Annotated in this window: 31 protein-coding genes and 2 pseudogenes; 4 read left to right on the top strand and 29 right to left on the bottom strand. The window is 72.4% G+C overall.

Features of this window, described 5'->3' with window-relative positions:
- Positions 1-166: 166 nt before the first annotated feature.
- A pseudogene (locus ACIGW4_RS33765) lies at positions 167-358 on the top strand (ISL3 family transposase); the annotation flags it as partial.
- A 14-nt stretch (positions 359-372) separates the two neighbouring features.
- Here ACIGW4_RS33765 and ACIGW4_RS33760 read toward each other — a convergent pair.
- The 12 genes from ACIGW4_RS33760 to ACIGW4_RS33705 form a co-directional block, all read right to left on the bottom strand.
- Positions 373-891: a DUF2716 domain-containing protein gene (locus tag ACIGW4_RS33760; RefSeq protein ID WP_399585155.1), complete on the bottom strand. Its 519-nt coding sequence runs from the start codon at positions 889-891 to the stop codon at positions 373-375.
- 127 nt (positions 892-1,018) lie between these two features.
- Entirely contained in the window at positions 1,019-1,147 is a 129-nt protein-coding gene (locus ACIGW4_RS33755) for a hypothetical protein (RefSeq protein ID WP_399585185.1), read from the bottom strand.
- A gap of 355 nt (positions 1,148-1,502) precedes the next feature.
- Positions 1,503-1,961 (bottom strand): hypothetical protein, encoded by a 459-nt coding sequence (locus tag ACIGW4_RS33750; RefSeq protein ID WP_399585153.1) that lies wholly within the window; start codon positions 1,959-1,961, stop codon positions 1,503-1,505.
- Positions 1,958-2,635 (bottom strand): GGDEF domain-containing protein, encoded by a 678-nt coding sequence (locus ACIGW4_RS33745; protein ID WP_399585151.1) that lies wholly within the window; start codon positions 2,633-2,635, stop codon positions 1,958-1,960. Before ACIGW4_RS33745 ends, ACIGW4_RS33750 begins: the two co-directional genes overlap by 4 nt.
- A 93-nt stretch (positions 2,636-2,728) precedes the next feature.
- Positions 2,729-3,034, bottom strand: a complete 306-nt coding sequence (locus ACIGW4_RS33740; protein ID WP_399585148.1) for a hypothetical protein — start codon at positions 3,032-3,034, stop codon at positions 2,729-2,731.
- A gap of 101 nt (positions 3,035-3,135) precedes the next feature.
- Entirely contained in the window at positions 3,136-3,483 is a 348-nt protein-coding gene (locus ACIGW4_RS33735) for a hypothetical protein (protein ID WP_399585146.1), read from the bottom strand.
- Between the two features lie 154 nt (positions 3,484-3,637).
- Positions 3,638-4,147, bottom strand: coding sequence for a hypothetical protein (locus ACIGW4_RS33730; RefSeq protein WP_399585144.1), 510 nt, complete (start codon positions 4,145-4,147; stop codon positions 3,638-3,640).
- Between the two features lie 113 nt (positions 4,148-4,260).
- The gene (locus tag ACIGW4_RS33725) at positions 4,261-4,551 is read right to left on the bottom strand and encodes a hypothetical protein (RefSeq protein ID WP_399585142.1); all 291 of its coding nucleotides are present in this window, start codon (positions 4,549-4,551) and stop codon (positions 4,261-4,263) included.
- Entirely contained in the window at positions 4,548-4,796 is a 249-nt protein-coding gene (locus tag ACIGW4_RS33720; protein ID WP_399585139.1) for a hypothetical protein, read from the bottom strand. Before ACIGW4_RS33720 ends, ACIGW4_RS33725 begins: the two co-directional genes overlap by 4 nt.
- 16 nt (positions 4,797-4,812) lie before the next feature.
- Complete coding sequence (locus tag ACIGW4_RS33715; protein WP_399585178.1) at positions 4,813-5,034, bottom strand: hypothetical protein; 222 nt, start codon at positions 5,032-5,034, stop codon at positions 4,813-4,815.
- Between the two features lie 15 nt (positions 5,035-5,049).
- Positions 5,050-5,241 (bottom strand): hypothetical protein, encoded by a 192-nt coding sequence (locus ACIGW4_RS33710; protein WP_399585138.1) that lies wholly within the window; start codon positions 5,239-5,241, stop codon positions 5,050-5,052.
- Between the two features lie 222 nt (positions 5,242-5,463).
- Positions 5,464-5,694, bottom strand: a complete 231-nt coding sequence (locus ACIGW4_RS33705; RefSeq protein ID WP_399585135.1) for a hypothetical protein — start codon at positions 5,692-5,694, stop codon at positions 5,464-5,466.
- Positions 5,695-5,870: 176 nt separating this feature from the next.
- On the opposite strand from ACIGW4_RS33705, the gene ACIGW4_RS33700 reads away from it, so the two are divergent.
- Positions 5,871-6,314: a hypothetical protein gene (locus tag ACIGW4_RS33700; RefSeq protein ID WP_399585133.1), complete on the top strand. Its 444-nt coding sequence runs from the start codon at positions 5,871-5,873 to the stop codon at positions 6,312-6,314.
- 41 nt (positions 6,315-6,355) lie between these two features.
- Here ACIGW4_RS33700 and ACIGW4_RS33695 read toward each other — a convergent pair whose 3' ends face one another.
- Positions 6,356-6,820, bottom strand: a complete 465-nt coding sequence (locus ACIGW4_RS33695) for a hypothetical protein (RefSeq protein WP_399585131.1) — start codon at positions 6,818-6,820, stop codon at positions 6,356-6,358.
- A gap of 97 nt (positions 6,821-6,917) precedes the next feature.
- On the opposite strand from ACIGW4_RS33695, the gene ACIGW4_RS33690 reads away from it, so the two are divergent.
- Positions 6,918-7,766, top strand: a complete 849-nt coding sequence (locus ACIGW4_RS33690) for a hypothetical protein (protein ID WP_399585128.1) — start codon at positions 6,918-6,920, stop codon at positions 7,764-7,766.
- 49 nt (positions 7,767-7,815) lie between these two features.
- Here the strand turns inward: ACIGW4_RS33690 and ACIGW4_RS33685 are convergent.
- The 3 genes and pseudogenes from ACIGW4_RS33685 to ACIGW4_RS33675 all read right to left on the bottom strand — a co-directional run.
- Positions 7,816-8,484 (bottom strand): annotated as a pseudogene (locus ACIGW4_RS33685) (PLP-dependent aminotransferase family protein); the annotation flags it as partial.
- Positions 8,485-8,648: 164 nt separating this feature from the next.
- A complete protein-coding gene (locus tag ACIGW4_RS33680) occupies positions 8,649-9,449 on the bottom strand; it encodes a hypothetical protein (protein WP_399585126.1) in 801 nt (266 codons plus the stop codon).
- 119 nt (positions 9,450-9,568) lie between these two features.
- The gene (locus ACIGW4_RS33675) at positions 9,569-10,126 is read right to left on the bottom strand and encodes a hypothetical protein (RefSeq protein WP_399585124.1); all 558 of its coding nucleotides are present in this window, start codon (positions 10,124-10,126) and stop codon (positions 9,569-9,571) included.
- Between the two features lie 160 nt (positions 10,127-10,286).
- Between ACIGW4_RS33675 and ACIGW4_RS33670 the strand changes: the two genes are divergently transcribed.
- On the top strand, positions 10,287-10,448 hold the full coding sequence (locus tag ACIGW4_RS33670; RefSeq protein ID WP_189554175.1) for a hypothetical protein: 162 nt from the start codon (positions 10,287-10,289) through the stop codon (positions 10,446-10,448).
- 1 nt (position 10,449) lies between these two features.
- Here the strand turns inward: ACIGW4_RS33670 and ACIGW4_RS33665 are convergent, their stop codons facing one another.
- The 13 genes from ACIGW4_RS33665 to ACIGW4_RS33605 all read right to left on the bottom strand — a co-directional run bounded on the left by ACIGW4_RS33665 (position 10,450) and on the right by ACIGW4_RS33605 (position 21,747).
- Positions 10,450-10,638, bottom strand: a complete 189-nt coding sequence (locus tag ACIGW4_RS33665; RefSeq protein WP_228978425.1) for a hypothetical protein — start codon at positions 10,636-10,638, stop codon at positions 10,450-10,452.
- 74 nt (positions 10,639-10,712) lie between these two features.
- Complete coding sequence (locus tag ACIGW4_RS33660; RefSeq protein ID WP_399585120.1) at positions 10,713-12,854, bottom strand: chromosome segregation protein ParM; 2,142 nt, start codon at positions 12,852-12,854, stop codon at positions 10,713-10,715.
- Positions 12,855-12,941: 87 nt separating this feature from the next.
- The gene (locus tag ACIGW4_RS33655) at positions 12,942-13,358 is read right to left on the bottom strand and encodes a conjugal transfer protein TraB (RefSeq protein ID WP_399585117.1); all 417 of its coding nucleotides are present in this window, start codon (positions 13,356-13,358) and stop codon (positions 12,942-12,944) included.
- Positions 13,359-13,378: 20 nt separating this feature from the next.
- Positions 13,379-15,571: an ATP/GTP-binding protein gene (locus ACIGW4_RS33650; protein ID WP_399585114.1), complete on the bottom strand. Its 2,193-nt coding sequence runs from the start codon at positions 15,569-15,571 to the stop codon at positions 13,379-13,381.
- Positions 15,572-15,700: 129 nt separating this feature from the next.
- Complete coding sequence (locus tag ACIGW4_RS33645; RefSeq protein ID WP_399585111.1) at positions 15,701-16,009, bottom strand: hypothetical protein; 309 nt, start codon at positions 16,007-16,009, stop codon at positions 15,701-15,703.
- Complete coding sequence (locus tag ACIGW4_RS33640) at positions 16,006-16,485, bottom strand: hypothetical protein (protein WP_399585108.1); 480 nt, start codon at positions 16,483-16,485, stop codon at positions 16,006-16,008. The genes ACIGW4_RS33645 and ACIGW4_RS33640 overlap by 4 nt, the downstream gene beginning before the upstream one ends.
- Positions 16,486-16,599: 114 nt before the next feature.
- Complete coding sequence (locus ACIGW4_RS33635; RefSeq protein WP_399585105.1) at positions 16,600-18,465, bottom strand: DUF2637 domain-containing protein; 1,866 nt, start codon at positions 18,463-18,465, stop codon at positions 16,600-16,602.
- Positions 18,466-18,711: 246 nt separating this feature from the next.
- Positions 18,712-19,071: a hypothetical protein gene (locus ACIGW4_RS33630; protein WP_399585102.1), complete on the bottom strand. Its 360-nt coding sequence runs from the start codon at positions 19,069-19,071 to the stop codon at positions 18,712-18,714.
- Positions 19,072-19,241: 170 nt separating this feature from the next.
- The gene (locus ACIGW4_RS33625) at positions 19,242-19,793 is read right to left on the bottom strand and encodes a hypothetical protein (RefSeq protein ID WP_399585099.1); all 552 of its coding nucleotides are present in this window, start codon (positions 19,791-19,793) and stop codon (positions 19,242-19,244) included.
- Positions 19,794-19,861: 68 nt separating this feature from the next.
- A complete protein-coding gene (locus ACIGW4_RS33620; protein WP_399585097.1) occupies positions 19,862-20,044 on the bottom strand; it encodes a hypothetical protein in 183 nt (60 codons plus the stop codon).
- Positions 20,045-20,114: 70 nt separating this feature from the next.
- Entirely contained in the window at positions 20,115-20,378 is a 264-nt protein-coding gene (locus ACIGW4_RS33615) for a WhiB family transcriptional regulator (protein ID WP_399585176.1), read from the bottom strand.
- 244 nt (positions 20,379-20,622) lie between these two features.
- Complete coding sequence (locus ACIGW4_RS33610; protein ID WP_399585094.1) at positions 20,623-21,045, bottom strand: hypothetical protein; 423 nt, start codon at positions 21,043-21,045, stop codon at positions 20,623-20,625.
- Positions 21,046-21,147: 102 nt separating this feature from the next.
- Positions 21,148-21,747 (bottom strand): hypothetical protein, encoded by a 600-nt coding sequence (locus ACIGW4_RS33605; protein ID WP_399585091.1) that lies wholly within the window; start codon positions 21,745-21,747, stop codon positions 21,148-21,150.
- Positions 21,748-21,949: the final 202 nt, after the last annotated feature.

Raw genomic sequence — 21,949 nt, 5'->3', positions numbered from 1 at the left:
CTCAGGTGGGGGATCGGGTGAGCAGATCTGGGGAGCACCTGAGCACGGGTGGGGAAGTTCAAGGTTTTGTCCGCACTTCCGTGAACGAGGTCCAGCCGCCACGGATCTGGTGAGGCCCCGCCGCGGGACGATGCTCGGGCTGTGGATCTGAGAGGCCGAACAATCCGCCGTCGGACCTCTCCGGTCGTTCGGCAGCTTCCTGCGTCAGGACTTCGACGCGGTGACGGCTGGTCTGACCCCGCTCTACAGCTCAGGCGTCGTCGAAGGCCACGTGTGCCGCGTGAAACTGCTGAAGAGAAGCATGTACGGACGCGCAACATTCGCCCTGCTGCGGGCACGTGTTCTCGCGAGACCGTGAGCCCGGGCCCAGGATCAGGCCGGCCCTGCCGCCTTGCCTGACCTGCGGATCGGTGGCCCAAGAACCTCGTCGACTTCCGTGGCCGCGACGTCGAGAAGCTCCTCACCGAACAGGCAGAGAGACTCTTCCCAGGGGTGGCCAAAACTGCCGAAGCGGAAGTCCTCCGCAAGGAAGATGAAGTAGTCCCCGTCGGGATACGGGCTCAGCGGCCAAGCAGGTTGCCCAGGACCGCCGACCTTCTGCGGTGCGAAGCGGTACGACGTGTGCTGCCAGTCGAGGGCGAACAAAGTGCCCGACGGGCCAACGCAGGCAGACAGCCCCTGCTCGACGACCGCGACCAGGCGGTCCAGGCGCTCGTAACCCGGATCATCGTCAAGCGCAGCGAGGCTCCAGGTCACCGACGCGACGGGCTCCTCGATGGCCGGCCACTTGATCGGATTCATGCTCGGACGGAAGCTGAAATCCTCGTAGAAGCGGTCCCATACACGCCGGTACTCGACCTCCGGCAGCACGACTACGGGGCCTCCGATCATGCCGCGATCCTACCGATCCGCCTGGTGGCCGCAGAAAGATCGTTCATGGAAGTGCGGACAGAACCAGGTTCAAAGAGCGCCATCAGGCCTGAGCGCTGACGGTCAGGTCGGTGAACACGGGCGCCTCCTACGCGGCCTTGAGGCCGACCCCGAACTGGGAGCGGTTGAGGCGCTGCTCCTCGGGGGTGAGCTGCGGCAGCAGGCGGAGCGGGCCGTTGAGTTCGCGGTCGAGGTGGACGATGCGGGCCTGGGCCACGGGCAGCGGGGTGTGCCGGGCGGCCTTGGCCCGTGCGCGGCGGGCCTGGTCCCGGGCGGCTAGGACGTCGATCCAGTCGGGTCCGAGCCGGTCGGCCAGGTGGTGGCGCTGGGCGGGGGTGGTGCCCGCGAAGACGTTCTCTGCGGTGAGCGTCTTGTTGACCAGAGCCCACCGCAGGCAGGCGGTGACGACCGGGCAGGCGGAGCAGGAACGCCGCGCCCGCTCCAGCCTCTCGCCGCGAGGTCGCCGAAGCCGAGGTCGAACAGGGCCGGGTCTCGGCGGCAGCGGGTCGGGGCGGAGATGCGCAGGAAGGGAAGGCAGAGGTCGGGAGCGGGCTCGGTGTGGCGGGTGCGGCTCATGACGTGGACTCCGGGGTGAGCTGGGGGAGCTGAAGGCGGACCTGGTCGACGAGGTCCTGCGTTGGTTTCCATGCGCCGAGCTGTCCGCGGACGGCGGGGCTCGGCAGCGGGAGCTCGTGGACGTCGGCCAGGACCAGGTGCCAGGCATCGGTCTGGGTCCAGCGGGAGCAGGGCGGGGTGCCAGCCGGGTCCTGGTGGCAGTCGGTCAGGTGGGTGATGCCGATGACGGCGCCGGTGTGCAGGTCGCGGCCGCGGATCGCGGTGGAGACCAGCGGGTCGCGCAGCGGGGCGCGTTCGGTGGCCTGTCCGGCGCGCAGGAGGAGCCAGCCTCGCCACGGCCAGTAGGCGGGCCTGTTCTCCACGTTCTTTCCAGCGAGGATGCAGGCGGCGTGCGGCTGCTTGACGCTGATGCCGCGGATCCAGTCGCCTGCCGACGGAAGGTTCGTGCTGCTCATGCCGCTCGCCCCCACGTCGCCGTGCCGGGCCTGCCCGCGCGGCGCCCGTTGACGGACGGCACGGAGGCGTGCGCGGCAGTCGCCAGGACCGCCTGGCCGGAGTGCTTGCCGTCGTACAGGGCGGCATCGGCAGCCCGCTGCAACGCGGACAGAACTTGGGAGCCGACGGCGTCCGGGGTGGCGGCGCCGACCGAGGCGGCGACGTCGACGGTGCGGCCGTCGTCCAGGACGACCGGGGTGTGCAGCATCCGGACCAGCTGCTCCAGGCGCAGAGCGCGGCGGTCGGCGGGCAGCTCCAGGACAACGGCGAACTCATCGCCTCCAAGCCGGCCGACCACAGCGCGCGAGCCCGCCCAGGCCGTGAGGCGGGACGCGATCGACGCGAGGACGGTGTCGCCCGCCGCGTGCCCGAGCCGGTCGTTGATCTCCTTGAACCTGTCGGCGTCGACCATGACCACGGTCGTGTCGTCGCCGTGGCGGGCCAGGAGCCGGCGGGCACGGGCGGTATAGGCGTCGCGGCGCAGCAGGCCGGTCAGCGGGTCGCGGCGACTCGCGGCAATCTTCTTGTACAGGGCGATGGCGTGGACGGCCCAGCCGGTCAACGGCACGACCGCAGTCGTCAGGAGGAGTGTGCGCTGCCCGAACCGGGCCTGTGTGCGCAGGACGAAGTCCATACTGGGGATCTCCCTCTCGTCTCGTACGGGATGGGAAGGCCCGGGGCAGGCGGACTGGTTTGGACGCCGATGTGCGCCTGTCCCGGGGCGGATCTACAGCTCGAAGTCGCCGTCGTCGGCGCGGGTCCAGCTGTACGGGTTGTTCCAGCGGCCGGCGGTCGCCGCCTTCCAGTCGAGCTCCCAGCCGGGCCGGTAGCCGCGTGCTGTCCAGCCGTCCGGCCGCCTGCCGGGGACCTCGAGTCCGGCCTGTCGCGCGGCGGCGGCCTGGTCGTAGACCTCGTGGGCGATCCGTACGGCGGCGCTGCGGCTGTCAGCGTGGCCGGTGAAGACGTGCACACCGCGCAGGCCGGCGGTGTTCCTTATCGGGACGTCGACCTCGTAGAGGGGGAGCAGGGTCATGACGTCCATCTCCTTTCGTTCTTCTCGGCGGTGAGGGGCCACCGCGACTGCCCCGGCCTGCGTCGGACGCGGGCCGGGGTGGCACGGAGGACCATCACCGGCTACGGCGCGGACGGCTCCTCGGCGTGGACCTCGTAGACGTCGATGACGTCCTCGCCGCCGGACCAGGTGCCGGGGGCGTGGCGGATGTAGACGATGCGCAGCGGGGAGCCGTCGCGGGTGGTGACGTCGTACTCGTGGACCAGGTGCTTCTTGAGGGCCGAGCGGACGGCCGGGGCCACGGACCGGGCGGGCATCCGGGACGGGAACGGCAGGAGGCGGGCGCCGTTGACAGTGGTGTACTGCAGGGCCTGGCGCGGCCAGAGGCGGGCGGCGTTCATCGCACCGTGCTCGCGCAGGGCCTGGAAGTGGGCTTCGTAGTACGCCTTCGCGGCGGCGGACATGGGCATGAGCGGGTCTCCCTCGGTGTGCCGGTCCGGATCAGGAGTCGAGCTGGATCGTGATGGGGGTGCGGTGGTCGCCGTGGTCGCGGCGGGGGTCGTGGATGGTCGGCAGTGGGCGGCGAGGCGCGCACCCGGACCAGGCGCGTGCAGGGGCGTCCGGTCATCGGGTCTTCGCCCCGATGGTGGCGACCAGCGCGGCGGCCGTCTCCCAGCCGTGGTGCCAGGCGCTGTCCAGGCAATACGCGCCGTTGATGCCGTGCGAGGCGAGGCGCCAGAAGTTGCCCTTGCCGGTCTTCGCGGCGAGCGTCTCCAAGAGCCCGCCCTCCACCCGGCGGTCCGCGGCGTAGTGGGTGACGAACGACAGGGCGAGTGCGGCCGCGGCTGCGGCGGGGTGCAGCCGGATGCCCAGGACGCGGGCGCCAGCTCCAACTGTGAGGGCCTGGGTGGCGGTGTAGGTCAGGCAGTGCCAGACGCACGCCTTGATGCCGTCCTTGGTGCCGTGCACGGTCGGCTCGGCGTCCGGGTCGTCGGTGGTGAGGTACACGGGCTTGTCGTCAGTGGCGCCCTTGACCCGGGCACAGTAGTCACTCTGGACCCAGTGGTCACCGATGTTGGAGCCGGCGCGGCCCAGGGCGAGGACGGCGGCGAAGAGCGCGGGGCGGTGCGTCATGCTGGGGTTCTCCTGATCTCGAAGAAGAGGTGAAGGAGCGGGTTGCCGGCCCTTTGCCGATGCGCGGCCACCCGAGGTCCGCCCCCCGGCCGCACCGGCCGGGGGCGGGTCGTTCAGAACGGGGGCTCGTCCGGCCAGGCGGCGCGGACGGGCAGGAGCCGGATGCGCCAGGTGGGCCGGTCGGACCAGCAGCCGCACACCTCCATCTCCGGGTTCGTGCCGTCGACCCACCAGCCGCCGTCGCCCCGGCAGCCGGGGCAGGAGCGGCGGGGCTGGGGCGTCAGCTCGATGCGGTGCCGGTCGGCGTGCAGCCGCCAGTCGCCGGCCTTGACCGCGACGGCGACGGCCGCGGCGGCCGGGAGGGCGGCGAGTAGAAGGGCGGCCTGCAGGCGGCAGCTGATCACGTCAGCGGGATCGCGCGGCAGGCGGTGGCGTGGTCGTTGGCGCCCCTACGGATGCGGAACAGGAAGTCCTTCCCGGGCCGGTCGGAGATCTCTCCGCAGCCGTGGCAGTTCCAGCGGTTCTGGTCGGAGTGGTTCCCGGGGCCGGTGACATCGACGAATGAGCCGCCGGTGGTGGCGAACCGGATGAGCAGGCCCTTGGGGCGGTCGGGCTCGGTGAAGGCGGAGGTACGTAGGGCGGTACGCATCGTGTGTCCTCTCGGGTCATGCGGCGAGCCGGTGATCCGGCACCAGGGGAGCGATGTAGGAGGTGGGGCCGGCGGGCGTGCCGTCGTAGCACTCCAGGCACGAGCCCAAGGTCTTCAAGGGGATGCAGTGGAAGTAGCGGCGGCCGCAGGTGCCGCAGGTCTGGCGGGCGGCCGTCGCGGCGTCGAGCGCGGCTTCCTTCGCGAGGGTCATCGGGAGCTTGGGCTTCGCCAGGTCGATCCGGTACAGCCACGGTCACCGCTTCCTGCCGCGGCACTCGATCCGGGCGAGGGGCTCCGCTCCTCCGGGGCGCAGTCCTATCTCGCGCAGCTGGTGGCGGGTGGCGAGGTTCGCGCGTCCGGCCTGCTTCCACCGGTAGGCCGGTAAGGGGCCGTCGCCGGGGTCATAGGGGTCGACGCCGACCAGGTCCTCGTCCTGGTCGTCCATCACCTGCTCCAGGCGCCGGGCAGCCGGGCGGGGCGCTGTGGGTAACGGGGGCCGGGGCGCTGCGGGTAACGGGGGCCGGGGCGCTGCGGGCGGGGCCGGCCGATCCGGCGGCGCGGGCGGGGGATGAGCACGGGCAGTTCCTCCAGTCGTCGGGCGGGCAGCGCTGCGCCCCGCCGACGTCGTGCGGGTGTCGGCGGGGCGCAGCGGGGTGGTGCGGCTGGGTTATGCGGCGAGGCCGTGGGCCGTGCGGGTGGAGTGCTCACCGGGCGCGGGCGTGCTGTGGCCCGGCCGGAGCGGGGCCGGCTGCTGCTCGGGGGCGTCTGCCAGGTGAGTGCCGATCAGATAGTCGATCAGCAGCCCGCCGACGCCGAAAACCTTGTGACGGTTGGCTTTCCACCAGGTCGGGGCCGGGGGCTCGGTGAGCACTCCTATGGCGGTCGGCGCTTTCGCCAAGACAACGTCTCCTTCTCTCGCGGCGGGGTGGTGCGTGCGGCCGGGCGGCCTGTCCGGTCCTCGCCCGTCCCGCGCGGGGCGGGTGGGCGAGGGCCAGGCGGGGCGTCAGGTCAGCGGGCGCGGCGGGTGCGCAGTCGGCGGGTGGCCCACTGCCGCAGCCGGTCGAAGCGCGTGGGGTGGGTGTGCCGCCAGGCGGTGGCGAACACGCCGTCCTCGGTGGGGAAGCTGCGGGACGCGCCGCAGGTGCACACCCAGAAGTACGGCTCGGGGCGGGTGTCCGCCTGCTCGACCCGGTCGGCCTCACCGACCCGGCCCTGTACGCCCTGCTCGTCATCGGCGGCGGCGCCTTCCTGCTGTACACCTCGGCCCTCCAGCGCGGCTCGGTCACGACGGCCACCGCCGGTCTGGTTCTCGGTGAGACGATCGGCCCGGCGATCGTGGGCGTCGCCTGGCTCGGCGACCGCACCCGGCCCGGCCTCACCTGGCTCGCCCTCCTCGGCTTCGCCGTCGCCATCGCCGGGTCCCTCACCCTGGCCCGCTTCGGCGAGGCCCCGGCCACGGCCCCGGAGGAGTCACCGGCCCCGGGGCCGGACACCGCCGCGGGCCCCGGACGGCGCTGAAGGCCGTCAGGGGCTGAGGCTCTCACTGGCGGCTGAGACCGTCAGGGGCCGAGACCGTCAGGGCCGAGGACCAGCCCCACCGTCGCCAGCGCGCCGGCCGTGAAGCCCAGCAGGACCATCCGTCGTGCGTCGCGCCGGTACTTCCGGCGGCGCTTCACCTCCCTGCGGGTCGCCGTCTTCGTCCCCAGGTGCACGTGCTTCGTGTTCCGCGGCAGGAAGACCAGCGGGTAGCTCCGGCCGACCACGTGGGCGGGACCCACGTTCGCGCCCGTCTGGTAGCGGCCGGAGCCCTCGGGCGACTCCCACGCGTAGACGGCGCGCGCGTAACCGTTGCTGCCGAACGGCACCAGGCTCACCAGCTCCGCCCGCACCTCGACGCCGGATTCGTACAGCTCCGTCATCTTCTTGAGCTCGGCCCCCTCGCCGGAGATCAGCATCAGGCCGAAGACGAAGAAGCCCGCCGACGCGACAACGGCGAGGAGGAGTACGGTGGTCACCAGGTTCACAGGCGGACGGTACGGCACCACGGGCCCCGCCCGGAACCCCACCGCGAACCGCACCGCCCCTTCACCGGCGGGGACTTCGCGACTTACGATCGCGCGCATGTCGATCTCCTCGCCCATCCCCGTGCTCCAGGGCGACAAGGGCGCCGAACTCCGCTGCACCGGCGACGAGCTGCTGCTGCGGCGTCCGGACGCCGAGCTGCGCATACCGCTCGCCGCGATCGCCCGCGTCCGTGCCGAACGGCGGAACCTCGCGGTGGAGCTCACGGCTCCGGCGGGGGTCGAACCGACGGTGCACCGCCTCACCGACGTCAGCGCGGCCGCCGCCGGCGTCTTCGCCGACGCGGTGAACGCCGCCCTGCCCGAACGCGCCGCGGACCAGGAGCCGGTCGACGGCTCCGCGCTCGTCGTCACGCGGAGCCTGGGCGTCGGCGACGAGGAGGACGTGGACGAGAACCACGTCCAGGGCGGGCTGCCGTCCCACGGCAAGCGGGTGAGGGACGCCGGCTGCGTCGCCGTCGCGGTCCTCGCCGTCGTCGTCGGGGTGCTGGGCGGGGACTGGAGCCGGGCCATCGCGACGCTGCTGCTCGGGGCGGCCGGTGTCTCGCTCAGTTACGTCGCCGTGATGGCGGTCGCGATGGTGGGGCGGGACTGGTACCTGCCGCGCCACGGCATCACCGTGGACGGGCACCAGGTCTTCCGGGAGGACCACGGCGACACCGTCCACGCGTTCACGGCCACCGACGGGGTGACCCGCTACATCAACGCCCACAACAAGGGGAGGACGGTCCGGATCGCCTACCATCCGCGGAACCCCGCGGACGCCCTCGCCTGCGCGACGACGGGTGACAAGGTGCTCATGCGGGTCGTGACCCTCGTCCTCGCCGCCGTCGCGGGGGCCATGGACTACGGGACGTACCAGCTCGTCCTTCCGGCCTTCACCGGCTGACGGGCGCGCGGCCGAGGCTCACCTGCGCCGACCCGTACGTCCGTCCGCGTCACGGTTCCGGCAGGGCCCGCGTCAGGGCCTCCAGGGCGCCCGACCATGCGCTGTCCGGCGGCGTGGCGTAGCCGACGACGAGGGCGTCGCGGGTGCGGGCGACGGCGGGGTGGCGGAAGCGGTTGACGCCGAGCAGCGCGAGGCCCTGGAAGGCGGCGGAGCGGACCACCGACTCCTCGGTGCCCTCGGGGAGTTCGAGGACCGCGTGCAGCTCGGCCGCGATGCCACTGACCCGGGTGCCGGGCGACGCCTCGGCGACCGCCGCCACCAGCTGGTCGCGGCGCCGCCGGTAGCACAGTCGCATCGCGCGCACATGGCGGTCGTACGCGCCCGAGGCGAGGAACTCCGCGAAGGTCAGCTGGTCCGTGACGCCGGACATCCAGTCGACCACGCCCTTCGCCACCGCCACCTCGTCCACCAGGTGCTCGGGCAGCACCATCCACGCGAGCCGCAGGCCCGGCGCGAGGGACTTACTGGCGGTGCCGAGGTAGACCACCCGCTCGGGGTCGAGCCCTTGCAGCGCCCCGACGGGTTGTCTGTCATAGCGGAACTCGCCGTCGTAGTCGTCCTCCAGGATCAGCCCGCCCGCCGACCGCGCCCAGTCGACGGCCGCCGCCCACCGGTCGGGTTGGAGCGCGCCGCCCGTCGGGAACTGGTGGGCCGGCGTCGCGGACGGCGGTGACCTTCTCCGGGGTGCCGTCGTGGCGGCCGTGGAAGGTGCCGAACCGGTGCTCGTTCTCCTTGAGCTGCATGGGATTCCCTTCGGTTCGGCGCGCGTCCTGATCGGGCGCGCGCCAGCGGTGGTGTCGGAGCAGGCGGAGTGGACCGGGGTCAGCGCTGGAGCGGGTGGACGTTGTCGGGTTCGTCGCCGTAGTCGTCCCCGGCCGGGGTGGGTGCGGGCAGGGTGGCGTGCAGGTGCAGGGCGGGGCTGAACTGGGGCTGGAACTGTGGCGGGTGGTTGTGGACGACCGGCCGCAGGGTCAGGCCGCGCAGAGCGAAGATGCTGGCGAGCGCCCACATAAGGGCGGCAAGGCCGGTGGCGGCGGCGCGGCCGCCGACCGGGGTGGCGGACCAGATCATGGCGAGGGAGCCGATCCCGAACAGCAGCCAGGCGATGCGGGCTCCGGCGTTGCCGAAGAACCCGCCGACCAGGCCGACCAGTCCGGTCAGCTGCCAGAACGCGTACAGGGCGGCCGGGGCGACCGGCAGGTGCGCGGCCTGGTCGGCGAGGAACACCCTGATCGGGTGGTCGACCGTGCCCCACAGGCCGCTGCCGTCCCCGGCGCCGGAGGCCGGGGCGGCGGACAGGCCCTTGAGGGTGGCGGAGGCGATGTCGCCGGCGGCGTCCAGCATCAGCACGATGAGGCTGAGTCCGCCGAACAGGAGAGCGGCCTTGATCCAGGTGGCGATCTCGTACCAGCTGACGTGCCGGGCCTGGCCGACCTCCTCCCACCGCTCGTAGAGGAAGCCGCCCTCCTTCCAGGACGTCTTCCACGCGGCGCGCAGCCACGCGAGCCGCCCGGCGCCGTTGCCGTCCAGTTCGGGGGCCGGCGGCTCGTACGGCAGCTGGTTGAACAGGTCGAGGAAGTTCAGGTTGGACTGGCCGTTGGTGGGCTTGTCGTCGGACTGCATGGCGGGGCGACTCCCTCGCTCGGGTTCGTGTGATGGGTGGTGGTGCGCAGGCCGGACGGCCTGGCCCGCACCCGACCGCGAGGGGTTCGGGTGCGGGCCAGGTGGTCCGGAGCAGGGGGTCAGAGGCCGCGGGCGTCGGCGAGGCCGGCGGCCTGGTCGAGCATTCGCATCGGGACGCGGCCGGAGCCGTGGGCGTCGTTGAAGGACGGCACGGAGTCGACGTGCTCGCCGAAGCGGCGGCGGATCGCGTCCAGAAGCACGGAGGCGGCGTCGGCTTCCAGGCCGCTGTCGCCGCTGGCCTCGGCGCGGATGGCTCCGAGCATGCAGTGGGCGCCGTCCTCGTCGACCAGGGCGCCGGAGCACCAACCGCCGGTGAGCAGGCGGTGGTGGGCGCGCTGCAGCAGGGCCGCGACCGGGGTCGGGTAGGGCTCGGGCTGCGGCTGGAGCGTCGGGGTCAGCGGGACGGTGACGACGTCGGCCAGGTCCACGGGCTCGATGGGGATGTGCGCGGTGTTGACCGCGTGGGCGACGGCCGCTTCGTTCAGGCGCGCGGTCATCTCCATGTTCACGAGGGTGAGGCGTTCCTCGAGGGCCAGTGCCGCCGGCGGCGCGGTGGCGGCCTGGCGGGTGGTCGGGGTGGGCGGGTGTATCGCGGGGGAGGGGGCGGTGTCGGGCATGGCGGGCTCCAGACGGGAACGCGAAGGACGCCGCCGGAGAGACATCCCGGCGGCGCCCTTCGGCGTTGTGCAGCAGGTGATTTGGGGCTGGCGGGTGGGTAGTCACCGCCCGGCGCCCCGGGCATCCTCGATCCGGCTGGTGCGCGGTGGAGGGAATCGGGTGGAGTTCGTCTTCGAGTGCGGTTGGTGCGGCGGGGACAACTACTTCGTCGGCAGGCAGGTCGGCTGGTGGGTCGACAAGTGGGAGATCCCGTCGGAGTGGGACTGCCGCTTCTGCGACGGGCTCAACTACACGCCCGACCCGCCGTGGACGGAGGCGTAGGTCAGAAGCTGGCGAGCAGTCCGGCGAGCGCGGTCAGGCCGGTGTTGATGGCCGGGGCCAGGCCGGTCGCGGCGAGGGTGAAGCCGAACAGCGTGCAGGTCAGCGCGGGGCCGACGCGGACGTGTCCGCCCTTGACCAGGACGACGACGATGATGGCGAGCAGCGCGGCGGCGGAGATGGACAGGCCCACGACGGGGACTCCTTCGCGAAGAACGGGGCCGGCCGCCGTTCGGGCGGGCTGGCCCCGGGTGATGGGTGGGTGGGTCAGGCGTCGGTGAGGCTCTTGATGGCCTCCAGCGCCTGGCGGGGCGAGGTGACCTTCGGCTCGGCGCGGCGGCCGCTCTTGGAGCCGCGCCCGCTTCCGCCCTTGCCGCCGCCTCCGCGCCGGCGGGGCTTGCCGTCGCCGTCGTCCTCGTCGGGCTCGGGCCAGAACTCGCCAGGCCGCGGCTCGGGCTCGCTCCAGTCGAACCACAGGCCGCGCTTCTCCAGCTCGCTGATCTCGTGGTCGGTGAGCCGGTTGACCTCGCTGGGGAACAGGTCGGCCAGGTCGGTGTCGAAGTCGACGTACAGGGCCTTCATCAGGACGGCCCGCCCGTTGTCGAGGACCACGACCGCGACGCCGCCGGTGGAGACGCCGTTCTCGGGCTCGGCCTCGCCGGCCATGGCCCGCTCGATCGCGCTGCCTTCCTTGGGGGCATAGCGGGCGGGGATGGTCGGGACGTCGTAGGCGTTCTCCATGGTTCCCTCCGCCGCCTTGCGGGTGGCGCCGGGGCTGCCCATGTTGAAGATGACCGGGCGGGAGTTCTGCCGGAGGTTGTCCTTCATCTCCGTTGAGAAGCCGTTGTGCGCGAACGGGCTCTGTCCGGCGGGGTTGAAGCCAATGCCGTACTTGAGGCCCATGACGGTCAGGGCGTCGCCGTCGGCCTGGATGAACTCGCCGTACTCGGGGTCCTGGCTCGCGGTCATGAACTCGTCGGCGTAGACGTTGAGCTGCTTGTAGGGGCAGCGCGGGTCGCCCGGCTTGTAGTCGTGCGGCTTGCCGTCGTACGCCCACGGCATCTCCGCCCGGATCTCGCACAGGGCCTTGGCCGCGCGCAGCTGGCGGGCCATGTAGAGCGGGCTGATGCCCTGGCGGTCGATGTACTCACCGAGGGCGGTCGTCTTCTCGTCCTTGAAGCAGGACGACAGCCACACGATCTGTCCGGCGTTGGACTCGGCGACCATGGTGACGGCGAAGAACTGGGTCTTGCCGCCACGGGTGACGCCGAGGACCAGGCCGTGCTTGGCGGCGTTCTTGTCGTGCTGGAACACGAAGTTGTGCACCGGCTGGCCGGTGATGCTGAACCCGCACACGTACATGCCGGTCTTCGGGTCCGGGCTGAGCAGCTCACGGGTGGCGGGGAACGTGGGGGACAGCGGCGGGGTGTCGAACACGCTGATCAGGAACTCGGCTCCTTCGACCAGCACGAAGACACGGCTGTCGTCATCGGGCAGGCCCAGGCCGCGGCAGACCTTGGACAGGTCGATGCGCGGGGTGTCGGTGGGGTCGGCCATCCTCGCCCGGTAGAACGTCACCCCGCGCTCGTTGTCGCGGGTGGTGTGGACCAGCTCGGAGCCGGGGGCGCCGCCCTTGGGGCTGGCAACCCGGTCGGTCCACTTCTCCTGGTCAGTCGGCTTGGTGCGGCGGCGCTGGTTGGCGTCGGGGGTGATGTGGGCCTCCATCCAGCCGGGGCCGCCCTGACGGCCAGGCTGGATGGCGACCTCCGACAGCACGACGTCGCTGGACGACACACCGAACGGGGCTGCAACCGCGTCCTCGGACAGGCCGGTGATCGGCCGTCCGGTCTCCGAGGCGCGCAGCAGGATCGTCAGGTCGTGCCGCTGCCCGGGGTGCCGGGTGGCCTTGACGACGTGCGTGCGGCCGGGCATCCCGGCGTTCTCCCACAGCATCCGCACCTCGCGGGTGAGCAGGTCCGCGCCGTCGTCCACCACCGCCACCGGCTCCTCGAGGATCTCGGCGGGCGCCGGCTGCGGGACGGGGGCGGCGAGGGCGGGACGGTGGCGGCGGCGGGTGTGCCGGGCGTACGGCAGCACCAGGTAGCCGGCCGCCGCCCATCCGGCGGCGAGCAGGCCGTCGAGCCAGTACGGCCCCCAGCCGGTGGTCGTCTTGGCGGCGACGTCGATCGCGGCGGCGGCCACAAACGGGGTCCAGCGCAGAATCTTGCGTCCGGCGCCGGGCTCGTCGCTCTTGGCGGCGAGCACCCAGCCGCCGATCCCGGCCGCGCCGACGAGCTGCACGACCTGGTTGACGGGGCTGTCGGGGTAGAGGTTCGGGGCCACGGCCAGCACGGGCGCGGCGAGGGTGTAGGCGAGGCGTTCGAGCGTGACACTGCGCGGCGTGGCCACCGAGCTTCTCCTTCGGGGTGAATGGGCACGGGCGGCCCCGCTGGTGTGCGGGGCCGCCCGTGGCAGGGGGTCGGTGGGGGAGCGGGTTCAGCGGTTGAAGAAGCCGGCCTTCGGGGTCTTCACGCTGCGGTTGGAGCGGATGTCGTCCAGCGCGCCGTAGAGCTTGGAGTGGGTGCGCTTGGTCTCGTGTGCGAGGTCGGCGGTCTCCTGCGCGGTGGCGCGGAGCTTGTTGACCTGGATGGCCGCGCCGCCCAGGGCGAGGGAGACGTTGTTGGTTAGCTCCACGAACAGCGCGTCGAGGTCGGCGTGGCCGATGTCACGGGCGACGTCCTCGGTGCGGGAGGCGTTGGCCTGCATGCTGCGCCCCAGGGACTCGAGTTCGAGGGTGGCGTCGTCCAGGGCCGCGCCGAGTTTGAGCAGCTTGGCCTGGACGGCCTTGTAGCGGTTGTCGCCGTCGGCGACGGCGGGCGCCGTGCCGCCGGGGCGAGGTGCGAGATCACTCATCGGCTGGATTCCTTCCGTGCTTAGTCGTGGTGGGCGGCGGCCGAGGCGTACTTCAGGCCCGCGTCTTCCTTGGCGGCCATGTCCTCGCCGTAGACGCGGGCGACCATGGTCGCCGCGAGTCGGGCGGCCTCCCAGGCGATGCCGCACTCCTCGGCGCACCGCTCGGCCTGCGCCTTCATGCGGCCCGCGGCGTCGGCGAGGTCGCCGATCAGATCGGTGACGGCGGTGGAGACGTTGTGGTCGCCGACCAGGTCGGCGGCCATCTCCCGCAAGGCGTCGGCGACCTTGCCGAGGGCCTTCATCAGCTCCTCGGCGCGCTCCTGGTCGGCTCCGGCCTGCAGGCCGATCTTCGCCATCTCCATCAGGTACTCGTCGAACGTGATGTCGGTTCGGTGCTGGGCGGCCAGGCCACCCCCGCCGGACGGTCTGCTGACCTGCGAGCTGCTCACGCTGTTCCCTTCCGTGCTGGTCGGCCGGCTGGTGCCGGGCCTGGCGGTGTGCGGTTCCGGCGCGGGCGGCAGGCCCCGCACGCCGGTCGTGACGGCCGCGGGGCCGTCGGGGACGATGTCGGCGTCGACGATGTCGTCCTCGCCGCTCTTGGTGTCGGTGTGCGGCGGGTGGGTGGGACGGTCGGGCCACTCCACCGTCGGCGTGGATTCCTCCGCGCCGAACGGGCTGTCCGCCGGGCGGCCGGAGCGTCCCGTGCGACCGTGTCCCGCCCGGCCGGTGCGACCGGTGCGGCGGGTACGCCCGCGCCGTCCGGCCCGGCCCGTTCCGGCGGTGCGCCGGCGCCGGAACCGACGGCGTTTCTTCGCGCTGTCAGACGCCCCGTCACCGGCCTTGGAGTCCTTGGCCGGCTCGTCGCCCGCCTTGCCGTCCTTCGCGGCGCCAGAGGCCCCTTCAGGTCCGTCCTTGGCGGACTTGGAGTCCTTCCCGTCGGTGCTCTTGGCCTTGGAGTCCTTCTCCTTGGTCAGGCTCACCTTCTCCGCCCCGGCCGCCTTGCCGTCCTTCGCGTCGGCGGCGGCCTTCGCGTCGGAGCGCCGCTTGTCCCAGCGGCGCTGGGCCTCCTCGCCGAGGGCCTGGCCCAGGGTGGTGCGGCCCGGTGTGGTCGACGCCGCGGCTTCCCGCTTCGCCTTCCGCGCCGCGTCGCGCTCCGCCCGCTTCGCCCGGCGGTCCTCCCACGCCTGCTGCCGGTTGGCGCGGGCCTGGTCGCGGTCCTTGGTCCGGTCGGCGAGGCCGGCGGTGTGCCGCTCCTGCCGCCCGGACTGCCGCACCCCGGCGCGGTCCTGGCGGCCGCGGGCCCGCTCGGCACGGGCGCTGGACGCCGGACCGCGCTCGGCCCGACCGTTGCCGTCGCCCTTCGAGCTGCCGCTGCGGCCGGAGCCGCCAGAGCCCGCCTGGGAGCCTTTCGAGCCCCCGGACGACCCGTTGCGCCCGGAACCGGCCGCGTGGCTGCCAGAGGACCGCTCAGGGCCCTTCTTGCGGTCCTTGCCGCCTCCGCCGCTCCCGGTCGATCCGGCCCCCGAACGGCTCCCGGACGTACCGGAGTTGGGGCCGCGCGAGGCCCCGGGCTTGTTCGGCCCCGGGCTCGAGTTGGTGCGGGAGGGTCCCGTGCCGCCACCGCCGCGCGAGGACCCGCCGCCACCGCTGGCCTTCGAGCGGCCCTTGTCCGCCCCCATCCCGGAGCCGGACACCGAGCCGGACGCCTTTTCGCGCGCCGCCGCCTTGTCGCCCTTCGCTTTCATCATCGCGGCGTGGAGCTTTCCGTTCTGCTCCATCATCGCGACTTCCTGCGCGGTGCGACCCTCGATCAGCGCCGCCTTCCGCGCTATTTCAGCCTCGCGGAAAGGCGCCTCGCTTTCGTGATTGGCCCGCGCCATTTCCAGGCGGAATTCCAACCAGTCACCGAGACGGTCGGCGAGCGAGCGACGCTGTTCGTATTCGCCTTCCGCGTATTCGCCTTCGGGCTCCTCGACTACCGGCGCGGCGATTCCCTCGGAACGCATTGCCAGTACGGGGTCCGGGGCCGCCGGAACTGCGGGCAGTTCCATGGTGGTCTCCTCCGGGGTTTCCGGGGGAGCCTCCGGGATGTCTTCCGGCGGTGGAATGGTGTCGATGAAATCCGGGATCGGCGGCAGCTCGTAGGTGGAGTCACCGCTCCACGGGCCGTGGACCAGGGTCCCGCCGCCGGTCTCGTCGGAGTCGTCGGACACGGGGCACCTCCCCTCCTGGGGACTTGACAGACAGTGGGGTCTCGTGTGCACGCGCGTGCACGTGCACGTGTGCACGCTTTACGCGCGCGAGGCCCCGCCGGAGCCCGGCGGGGCCTTCGTGGGTGACGTTCAGTGACGCGGGCCGTGCTGCTTCAGGACGGTGTCCGCGTACTGCATGAGGTGGTCGAACAGCCGCGGGTCGCCCGCCTGCCGCTTCTCCAGCACCAGCTTGAAGAGGCGGCAGACCAGCGTGAATGCGGCGAGGACATCGCCGCGACCGGCTTTGACTTCCCTGGTGATTTCAGTCCGGGTGACTCGGAGCCAGAATTCCATCCGGCCGGTCTCTCCGCGACTTTCGATCGCCTTCCGCTCTTCTTCCTGCAGCCAGCCGTTCCGCCCTTGAATGGAGCGTTCGATGCTGCTGAGGGGGCGCGTCACGCCGACTCCCTCTTACCGAGGTCGAAAATCGACGTGGGACCACTGTAGCCGGAATTCTGCGGCTGCGCACTCTGCTGCGGCGGGTTGGGCGCGGCCTGGAGGACCGGCGGGTTCTTCTTCCGCTGCTTCTCCAGCTCCTTTTCCTTCCTTTCCTTGGCCGTATTCACCACGGCCTCGTCGTGGGCCCGGCGCTTGTAGGCGCTCTTTTCCAGGCCCTCGGTGAGGTTCTTCAGGTTCTTGAGGACGTTTCCGAGGGCCCTTTCAACGGGCATCGCGCGCAGCCGGGCGTGGTACCAGCGGTCGCCCTCAACGTGCGTGTCGCGCAGGTGCACCTGGGTCTCGATCGAGAGGGTCTCCAGGTTCTTGCCGATGTCCAGCAGGACCCGCTGGACATCGGCCAGGTACCGGGCGGTGGCCTCCGGGCTCTGCGCGACGTCGCGCAGGGGGGAGTAGTTCGGGTCGTTGTTGCTGTTCACGGCGGGGATTCCCTCCTGGTGTACTGGTGGGGCTGTGACTGCTTCCGGCAGTCGCAGCGAGGGCCAGCCCACTTCCGATGGGCTGGCCCTCACTGGTGTGTGCCGGACGGTGGATCAGGGGCGGTAGCCGCCGGCGAGCAGCTCGGCCGCCTCCTGGCGGTACTCCGAGGCCGTGCCGGGCGAGGTGACCGCCAGCTCGTGCTGGATGTGGGAAAGCGGCAGCCGGTCGGCGTCGCCACCGGCCGCGAGGATCATCCGGGCAACCTTGCGGACCGCCCGCTCGCGCGGCTTGAGCTTCGCGGCGTCCTCGGCTTCGACCGCGCGCCGCTCGATTTCGGCGGCGGCCCGCCGCATTTCGGCAGCGGCCCGCTCGGCCTCGGCGGCCTCCTTCCGGGAGCGCGCGATGTCGGCGAGAGCGGCCTCCCGGCGGCTGTCCTCCTCCGCCTGCTTGCGGTCGGCTTCGGCGACGGCCCGCCGCGTTTCGGCAGCGGCCTTCTCCGTTTCGGCAGCACGCCGGTCCGCTTCGGCAGCGGCCTGGCGAGCCTCGGCGATGGCCTGGGTCTCGATGGCCTGCGCCTCCGCCGCGGCGACCCGGTCGGCCTCCGCCGCTTCCTTCCGCTTCTGCGCCGCCTGGCGCTCCAGCTCGGCCGCCTCCAGGTCGGCGGCGGCCGCCGCCTTGCGCGCCTGCGCGATCCGCTCGGTCTCGATCGCGCCGGCCTCCGCCGCCGCGACCTTGTCCGCCTCGGCCGCCGCCCTGCGCTGCTCGGCGGCCTTCCGCTCGAGCTCGGCCTTCGCCAGGTCCGCCTCGGCCGCCGCCTTGCGCTCCTCGGCCTCCAGGCGCTCCGCCTCGGCCTCGCGGGCGCGGGCCTCGGCGACCACGGCGTTGTCGAGGGCCTGCAGCTCCAGCTCAGCGGCCCTCTCTGCGGCGCTGACCTGGGCTCGGGCGTGCGCGCGGGCCTGCCCGGTCTGGCCGTCGACCTCCGCCTGGACCAGCTCCACCTTCCCCTTGGCACGCAGCCGCTCGGCCGCGGACTCGGCCTTGGCGACCTCGCTGCGGGTCTCCGCGTCCAGGCGGCGGCGCTCCGCCTCTTCCTCACGTTCGGCAGCTGCCTGTTCCTGCTCATCGGGCATGGCCAGCGCCTGGGCGACGGTGTAGCCGTACGGCGCCATCCGCATCGGCAGCAGCTCGTCCTCGCTGGCCTGGGAGATGTCACCGTCGTGCTTGCGCTTGAGCCACTGCTCGTAGGCGATGAGCTCCTGGTCCCGGCGGATCATCTCCGGGTAGGAGGTGACGCCCCACAGCCGCATCCGGCGGAAGATCCGGGCCGTCGCTACCGGGGCGAGCACCCACCGCAGCCACGGGATCGAGTCGCGTTCGGCCTGGTCAGGACGGACAACGCGGTCGATCGCGTCACGGCCGAGCTCCACCACCATGATGAAGAGGACCGGGACGACGCCGTGGGCGCCGGCCGCGACGTAGTCCATCAGCGACCATGCCCGGTCCCGGGGAGCGCCGGACGCGGCGTTGAGGACGACCGTGACCGCCGTCAGCAGCCACACCGGATAGCGGATCCAGCTGATGGGGCGCTTGAGCCAGGCCATCAGCAGGTCGACCGCAATCATCACCATGATGCCGACGTCAACGCCGACCGCGAACATCTGCCCCTTGCCCAGCGAGCCGAAGCGGAGCCGCTCGAAGGCGAAGACCGCGACGTGCTCGAAGGACAGGTACAGGCCGATGCCCGCGAGGACGAGCGCGGCGATCACGATCGCCCCGGCCGCCCACTTCTGGCTGCCGGTCAGCCTCCCCGGGGAGGGCTTCGCTCCGGTTCCGCTTTCCGTCTCCGAAACGAACTCCGCCGTCTCCGAAACGACGTCGGCCGTCCGCGAAACCGGCGTGGACGTTCCCGAAACGGCGGCCGGTGAAGCCGTCCCAGGGCCGGGTTCAGCCGCGGTTCGCGGCCAGTCGGTGATCGTCATAGGGGCCTCCGAGAGGGGTCGTTCAGGGTGTGCGCGAAACGGCGGGGGCTGCTCCCGAAACGCGGCGAGGCGTTCCCGAAACGGCCGGTTGTGCGGATGGTTGCTTGCGAACTGGACACCGGCTCTACCCGCTCCGCGCGCACGAAAAGGCCGACGGCCCGGGAGGTGGGCGGCCGTGCTCGCGAAGCGTCGCGGGGCGGGCCCGAAACTGGGTGCGGCTCCCGCCGGGCGGGCGCGAAGTCAGCGTCAGCGCTCGGGGAACTGCGCGCCGTGCCGCCGAAGGTCGGCGGTGGTGATGCCGAAGTGCCGGCACCGGTCGATCAGCAGCTGAAGCCTGGTGCCCTCGGCGAGCGCCTCGGGCGAGCCGACGCCGTACTGCTTCTGCGCGGCGAACAGCTCGTTCAGCGCGGCCGCGGTACGGGCGGCGTGCCGCTCGAAGCGGCCCTCGCCCACCCACTCCTCCGCGATGACGTGGAGGGTGGTGCGCCAGCTGCCGTCGTAGTCCTCGGGGTCGATCGGCGGGATGTCGGTGCCGAAAATCGCGAAGGCGCACGCCTGGGCGGTGGCTTCCGTGCCGGGCTGGAGCGGGGTCATCGTCGTGGCCATGAAGGCCTCCCTCGACTGTTCGGTCCGGGCTATCCGGCTCCCCTTCACCGCTCGTCCTGGCCGCCATGGTGAGCAGCCGGGACGAGCGGATCAGGCAGCCGCCAGAGCGGATCAGATGGCGTTGCGGGCCCGCTGGCGGGCTGCACGGTGCTTCATCGCCCGCCGATCGGTCAGGTGGCCTGGGGCACCTCGGCAGCGCCGGGACCGTAGGTGCGGGCGAAGCAGGCGCCGGCGGCCAGCAGGTCGAGGACGTCCTCGCGGGTGCGGTGCAGGCGCTCCGTCCACGCCGTGGCGAGGGCCTGGTCGTGGCCGGTCAGCGCGCGGACCACCCCGTTCAGGACCTGATAGGCGACGTCGCGGGTGTCGGTGTCGCCGTTCCCGCCGCGCGCCGCTTGGTCCAGCGCCACGGACAGGGTGCGCGGACCGGGAGCGGTCTCCTCCCGGACCGCGAGGAGCACCTCGCGGACCATGGCCTGCGTGCTCATCGACTCGATCGCGGGCAGCTTCGTGCTCGCGGGCGAGGTGTAAGTGCTGGTGCGGGACCAACCGTCGGCCTCCAGCAGGGCGGCGGCCGCCTCCAGGTGGCGGGCGACCGACTCGCCGGTCGACTCCTCACCCGAGGCGCCGGTCCACACCGGCCGGTAGGAGTCCCGCGCGAGCTCGGCGGCCCGGGCGAGGACCTCGTCGGTGAACACGGTGGCGGGGAGGGTAGTGGTGGTCATGCGGTTCTCTCCTTCAGAGACAAGGACCGCCCCCGCCGGGCGGCGGGGGCGGGAGAGGCAGACGCGCGTCAGCGGCGCTGCTGGGTGAGGTGGTTGTTCCAGGCGGCCTGGAGACGGGAGAACCGCTCGAACAGCGGCGCTCCCACCTCGCACGGCGCCTCGACCCGGCACGAGCAACTGGTGACGTGGGTGGTCCACTCGTTAAAGGCGGCCATGTACCGGGTGTAGAGCGGATTCTGTCGGGCGGTCACTTCTGGTGGTTCTCCGATCGGCGGTTCGCCTCGGCGACCTTGTCGGAGAGCTCCTTACGCTCGGCCTCGGTCATGCCGACACCGCCTGTCCGCTCCAGGACCGCCGGCGGGCGCGGCGCTTCATCGCGCGGCGCTCGTCCTCCGACAGTCCGCCCCAGACGCCGTCGTCCTGACCGGACTCCAGCGCCCACCGCAGGCACGCCTGCATGACGGGGCAGCGGCAGCAGACGGCCTTGGCCTCCGCGATCTGCAGCAGGGCGGGGCCGGTGTTGCCGACGGGGAAGAACAGGTCGGGGTCCTCTTCGCGGCAGACCGCGTTGTGGCGCCAGTCCATCGCGGTCACTTCCCCGAGCGGACGCGGCGCAGGGCCTCGTCCATGTCCGTGTCGGAGTCGCCGTTGTTCCGTGCGATGCTGTCCTGCATAGGTCCTCCGCGTAGGTCCTGGACAGCCTCGGGGGCGCAATCCCCGGGGCTGTCGTTCGTTTGGCGGGTCGTACGACCGGCCACGACCAGCAGCCATCCCCTTGGTGCAGTAGGGGGTGGCCGCTGATCGTGAGCGTCCGTCCGGGGCCGTCTGGTCAGGCGGCGGCGTACTCGGGGCGGCAGCCGGAGCGGATCGTCCGGCGCAGTCGAGCGGCGTGGGGGAGCAGGATGTCGACCAGGCGCTCACGGACGCAGGCAGTGATGGTCGGGTCGGCGGCGAGGATGTCGCGGCCGGCGTCGACGCGAGCGGTGATCTCCGCGCCGTGCGCGAGGGCGAGCTCGTGGCGACGGTCGGGCGGGACGACCAGAACCGCGGCCGCGTAGCGGCGCATCTCCCGGGCGGTGCACGCGGGCTCGTACATCTCCAGCGGCGTACCGAAGGCGATGTCGAGGTCCGCGTCGAGGTCGGCGAGCTCGGTGGGGAGCGGGACGTCGAGCTCGTCCAAGAGCGCCAGGGTCTCCGCGTCGAACGGTCCCTCGGTGGTGTGTGCCTGGCGGAAGGTCAGGGTCGTGGGCATCGGGTCCTCCGGATCGCGTCGGGTCAGGCGGGGCGGGGTGTAGATGGCCCCAGCCTCGGCTCCCTTTTTCGGGGGAGTCGAGGCCGGGGCCGGGAGAACGGGTCAGGTCGTCGGGGTGAGCTTTCGGGTCGGCACCGGCGGGGCGCCGAGCGGGGTGTCACCGGCGGGCAGCTGGGCTCGGCGGGTGTCGGTGTCGCGGACCGCGGACGCGGTCGCTGCCCACTGCTTCTTGCGCAGCAGCCACATGGGCCGGCCGTCGCCGGGCTCGTCACCGGCCGACGTTTGCCGCTGCGCGGCGATCTGGCTGACGGCCGGGGCGACCGCGACCTTCGGCTTGCGCCGCACGGTGGTCCGGCGGCGGTGGCCGGTCTCCGCGTGACCGTCCTCCAGGTGCTCCGCCCACTTCTTCACCGTGACGTCGACCGTGACCAGGCGGTTGCTGCCCAGGCGGCAGCGGACGGCCGGGGCCTCGAACGCGCGGCCGGTGTCGTGCGGCACGAGCTTGGGCTTCTTGGTCTGGATGCCGGTGATCGGCACCCACGTCTCGCAGTCGGGGCAGACCAGCGACGCGCAGGCGGGGCGCAGGTCGTACTGGTTGGGCTTGAGGGTGGAGAGGGCGAGCACCGGGCGGGCGTTGACGGTGCGGGAGCGGGTCCGGCTCTTGCGGGGCCGGGCGGTGCGCTCAACGGTCGAAGCAGACATCTGAACTCCTCGTGACGGAGCGGCAGGGGGAGCGTCGCGATGCTCTCTCCGCCCTCCGGGCCGCACGGCACAAGGCCGGCGTCCCGCAGGACAGACAGCGCACAGCGCTGCGACGTGCACGCAGTCGTCGTGCCGTCAGGCTCCGGGGGAGTTCGATGGTGCTCTCGCGTCCTGGGTGACCCCGAGGACTACCCCGCCGCCC

The sequence above is a fragment of the Streptomyces sp. NPDC053513 genome (genome assembly GCF_044544765.1).
GTDB classification, from domain to species: domain Bacteria; phylum Actinomycetota; class Actinomycetes; order Streptomycetales; family Streptomycetaceae; genus Streptomyces; species Streptomyces litmocidini.
The sequence above is the reverse complement of the archived record's forward strand: the minus strand, read 5'-3'. Positions and strand labels throughout refer to the sequence as shown.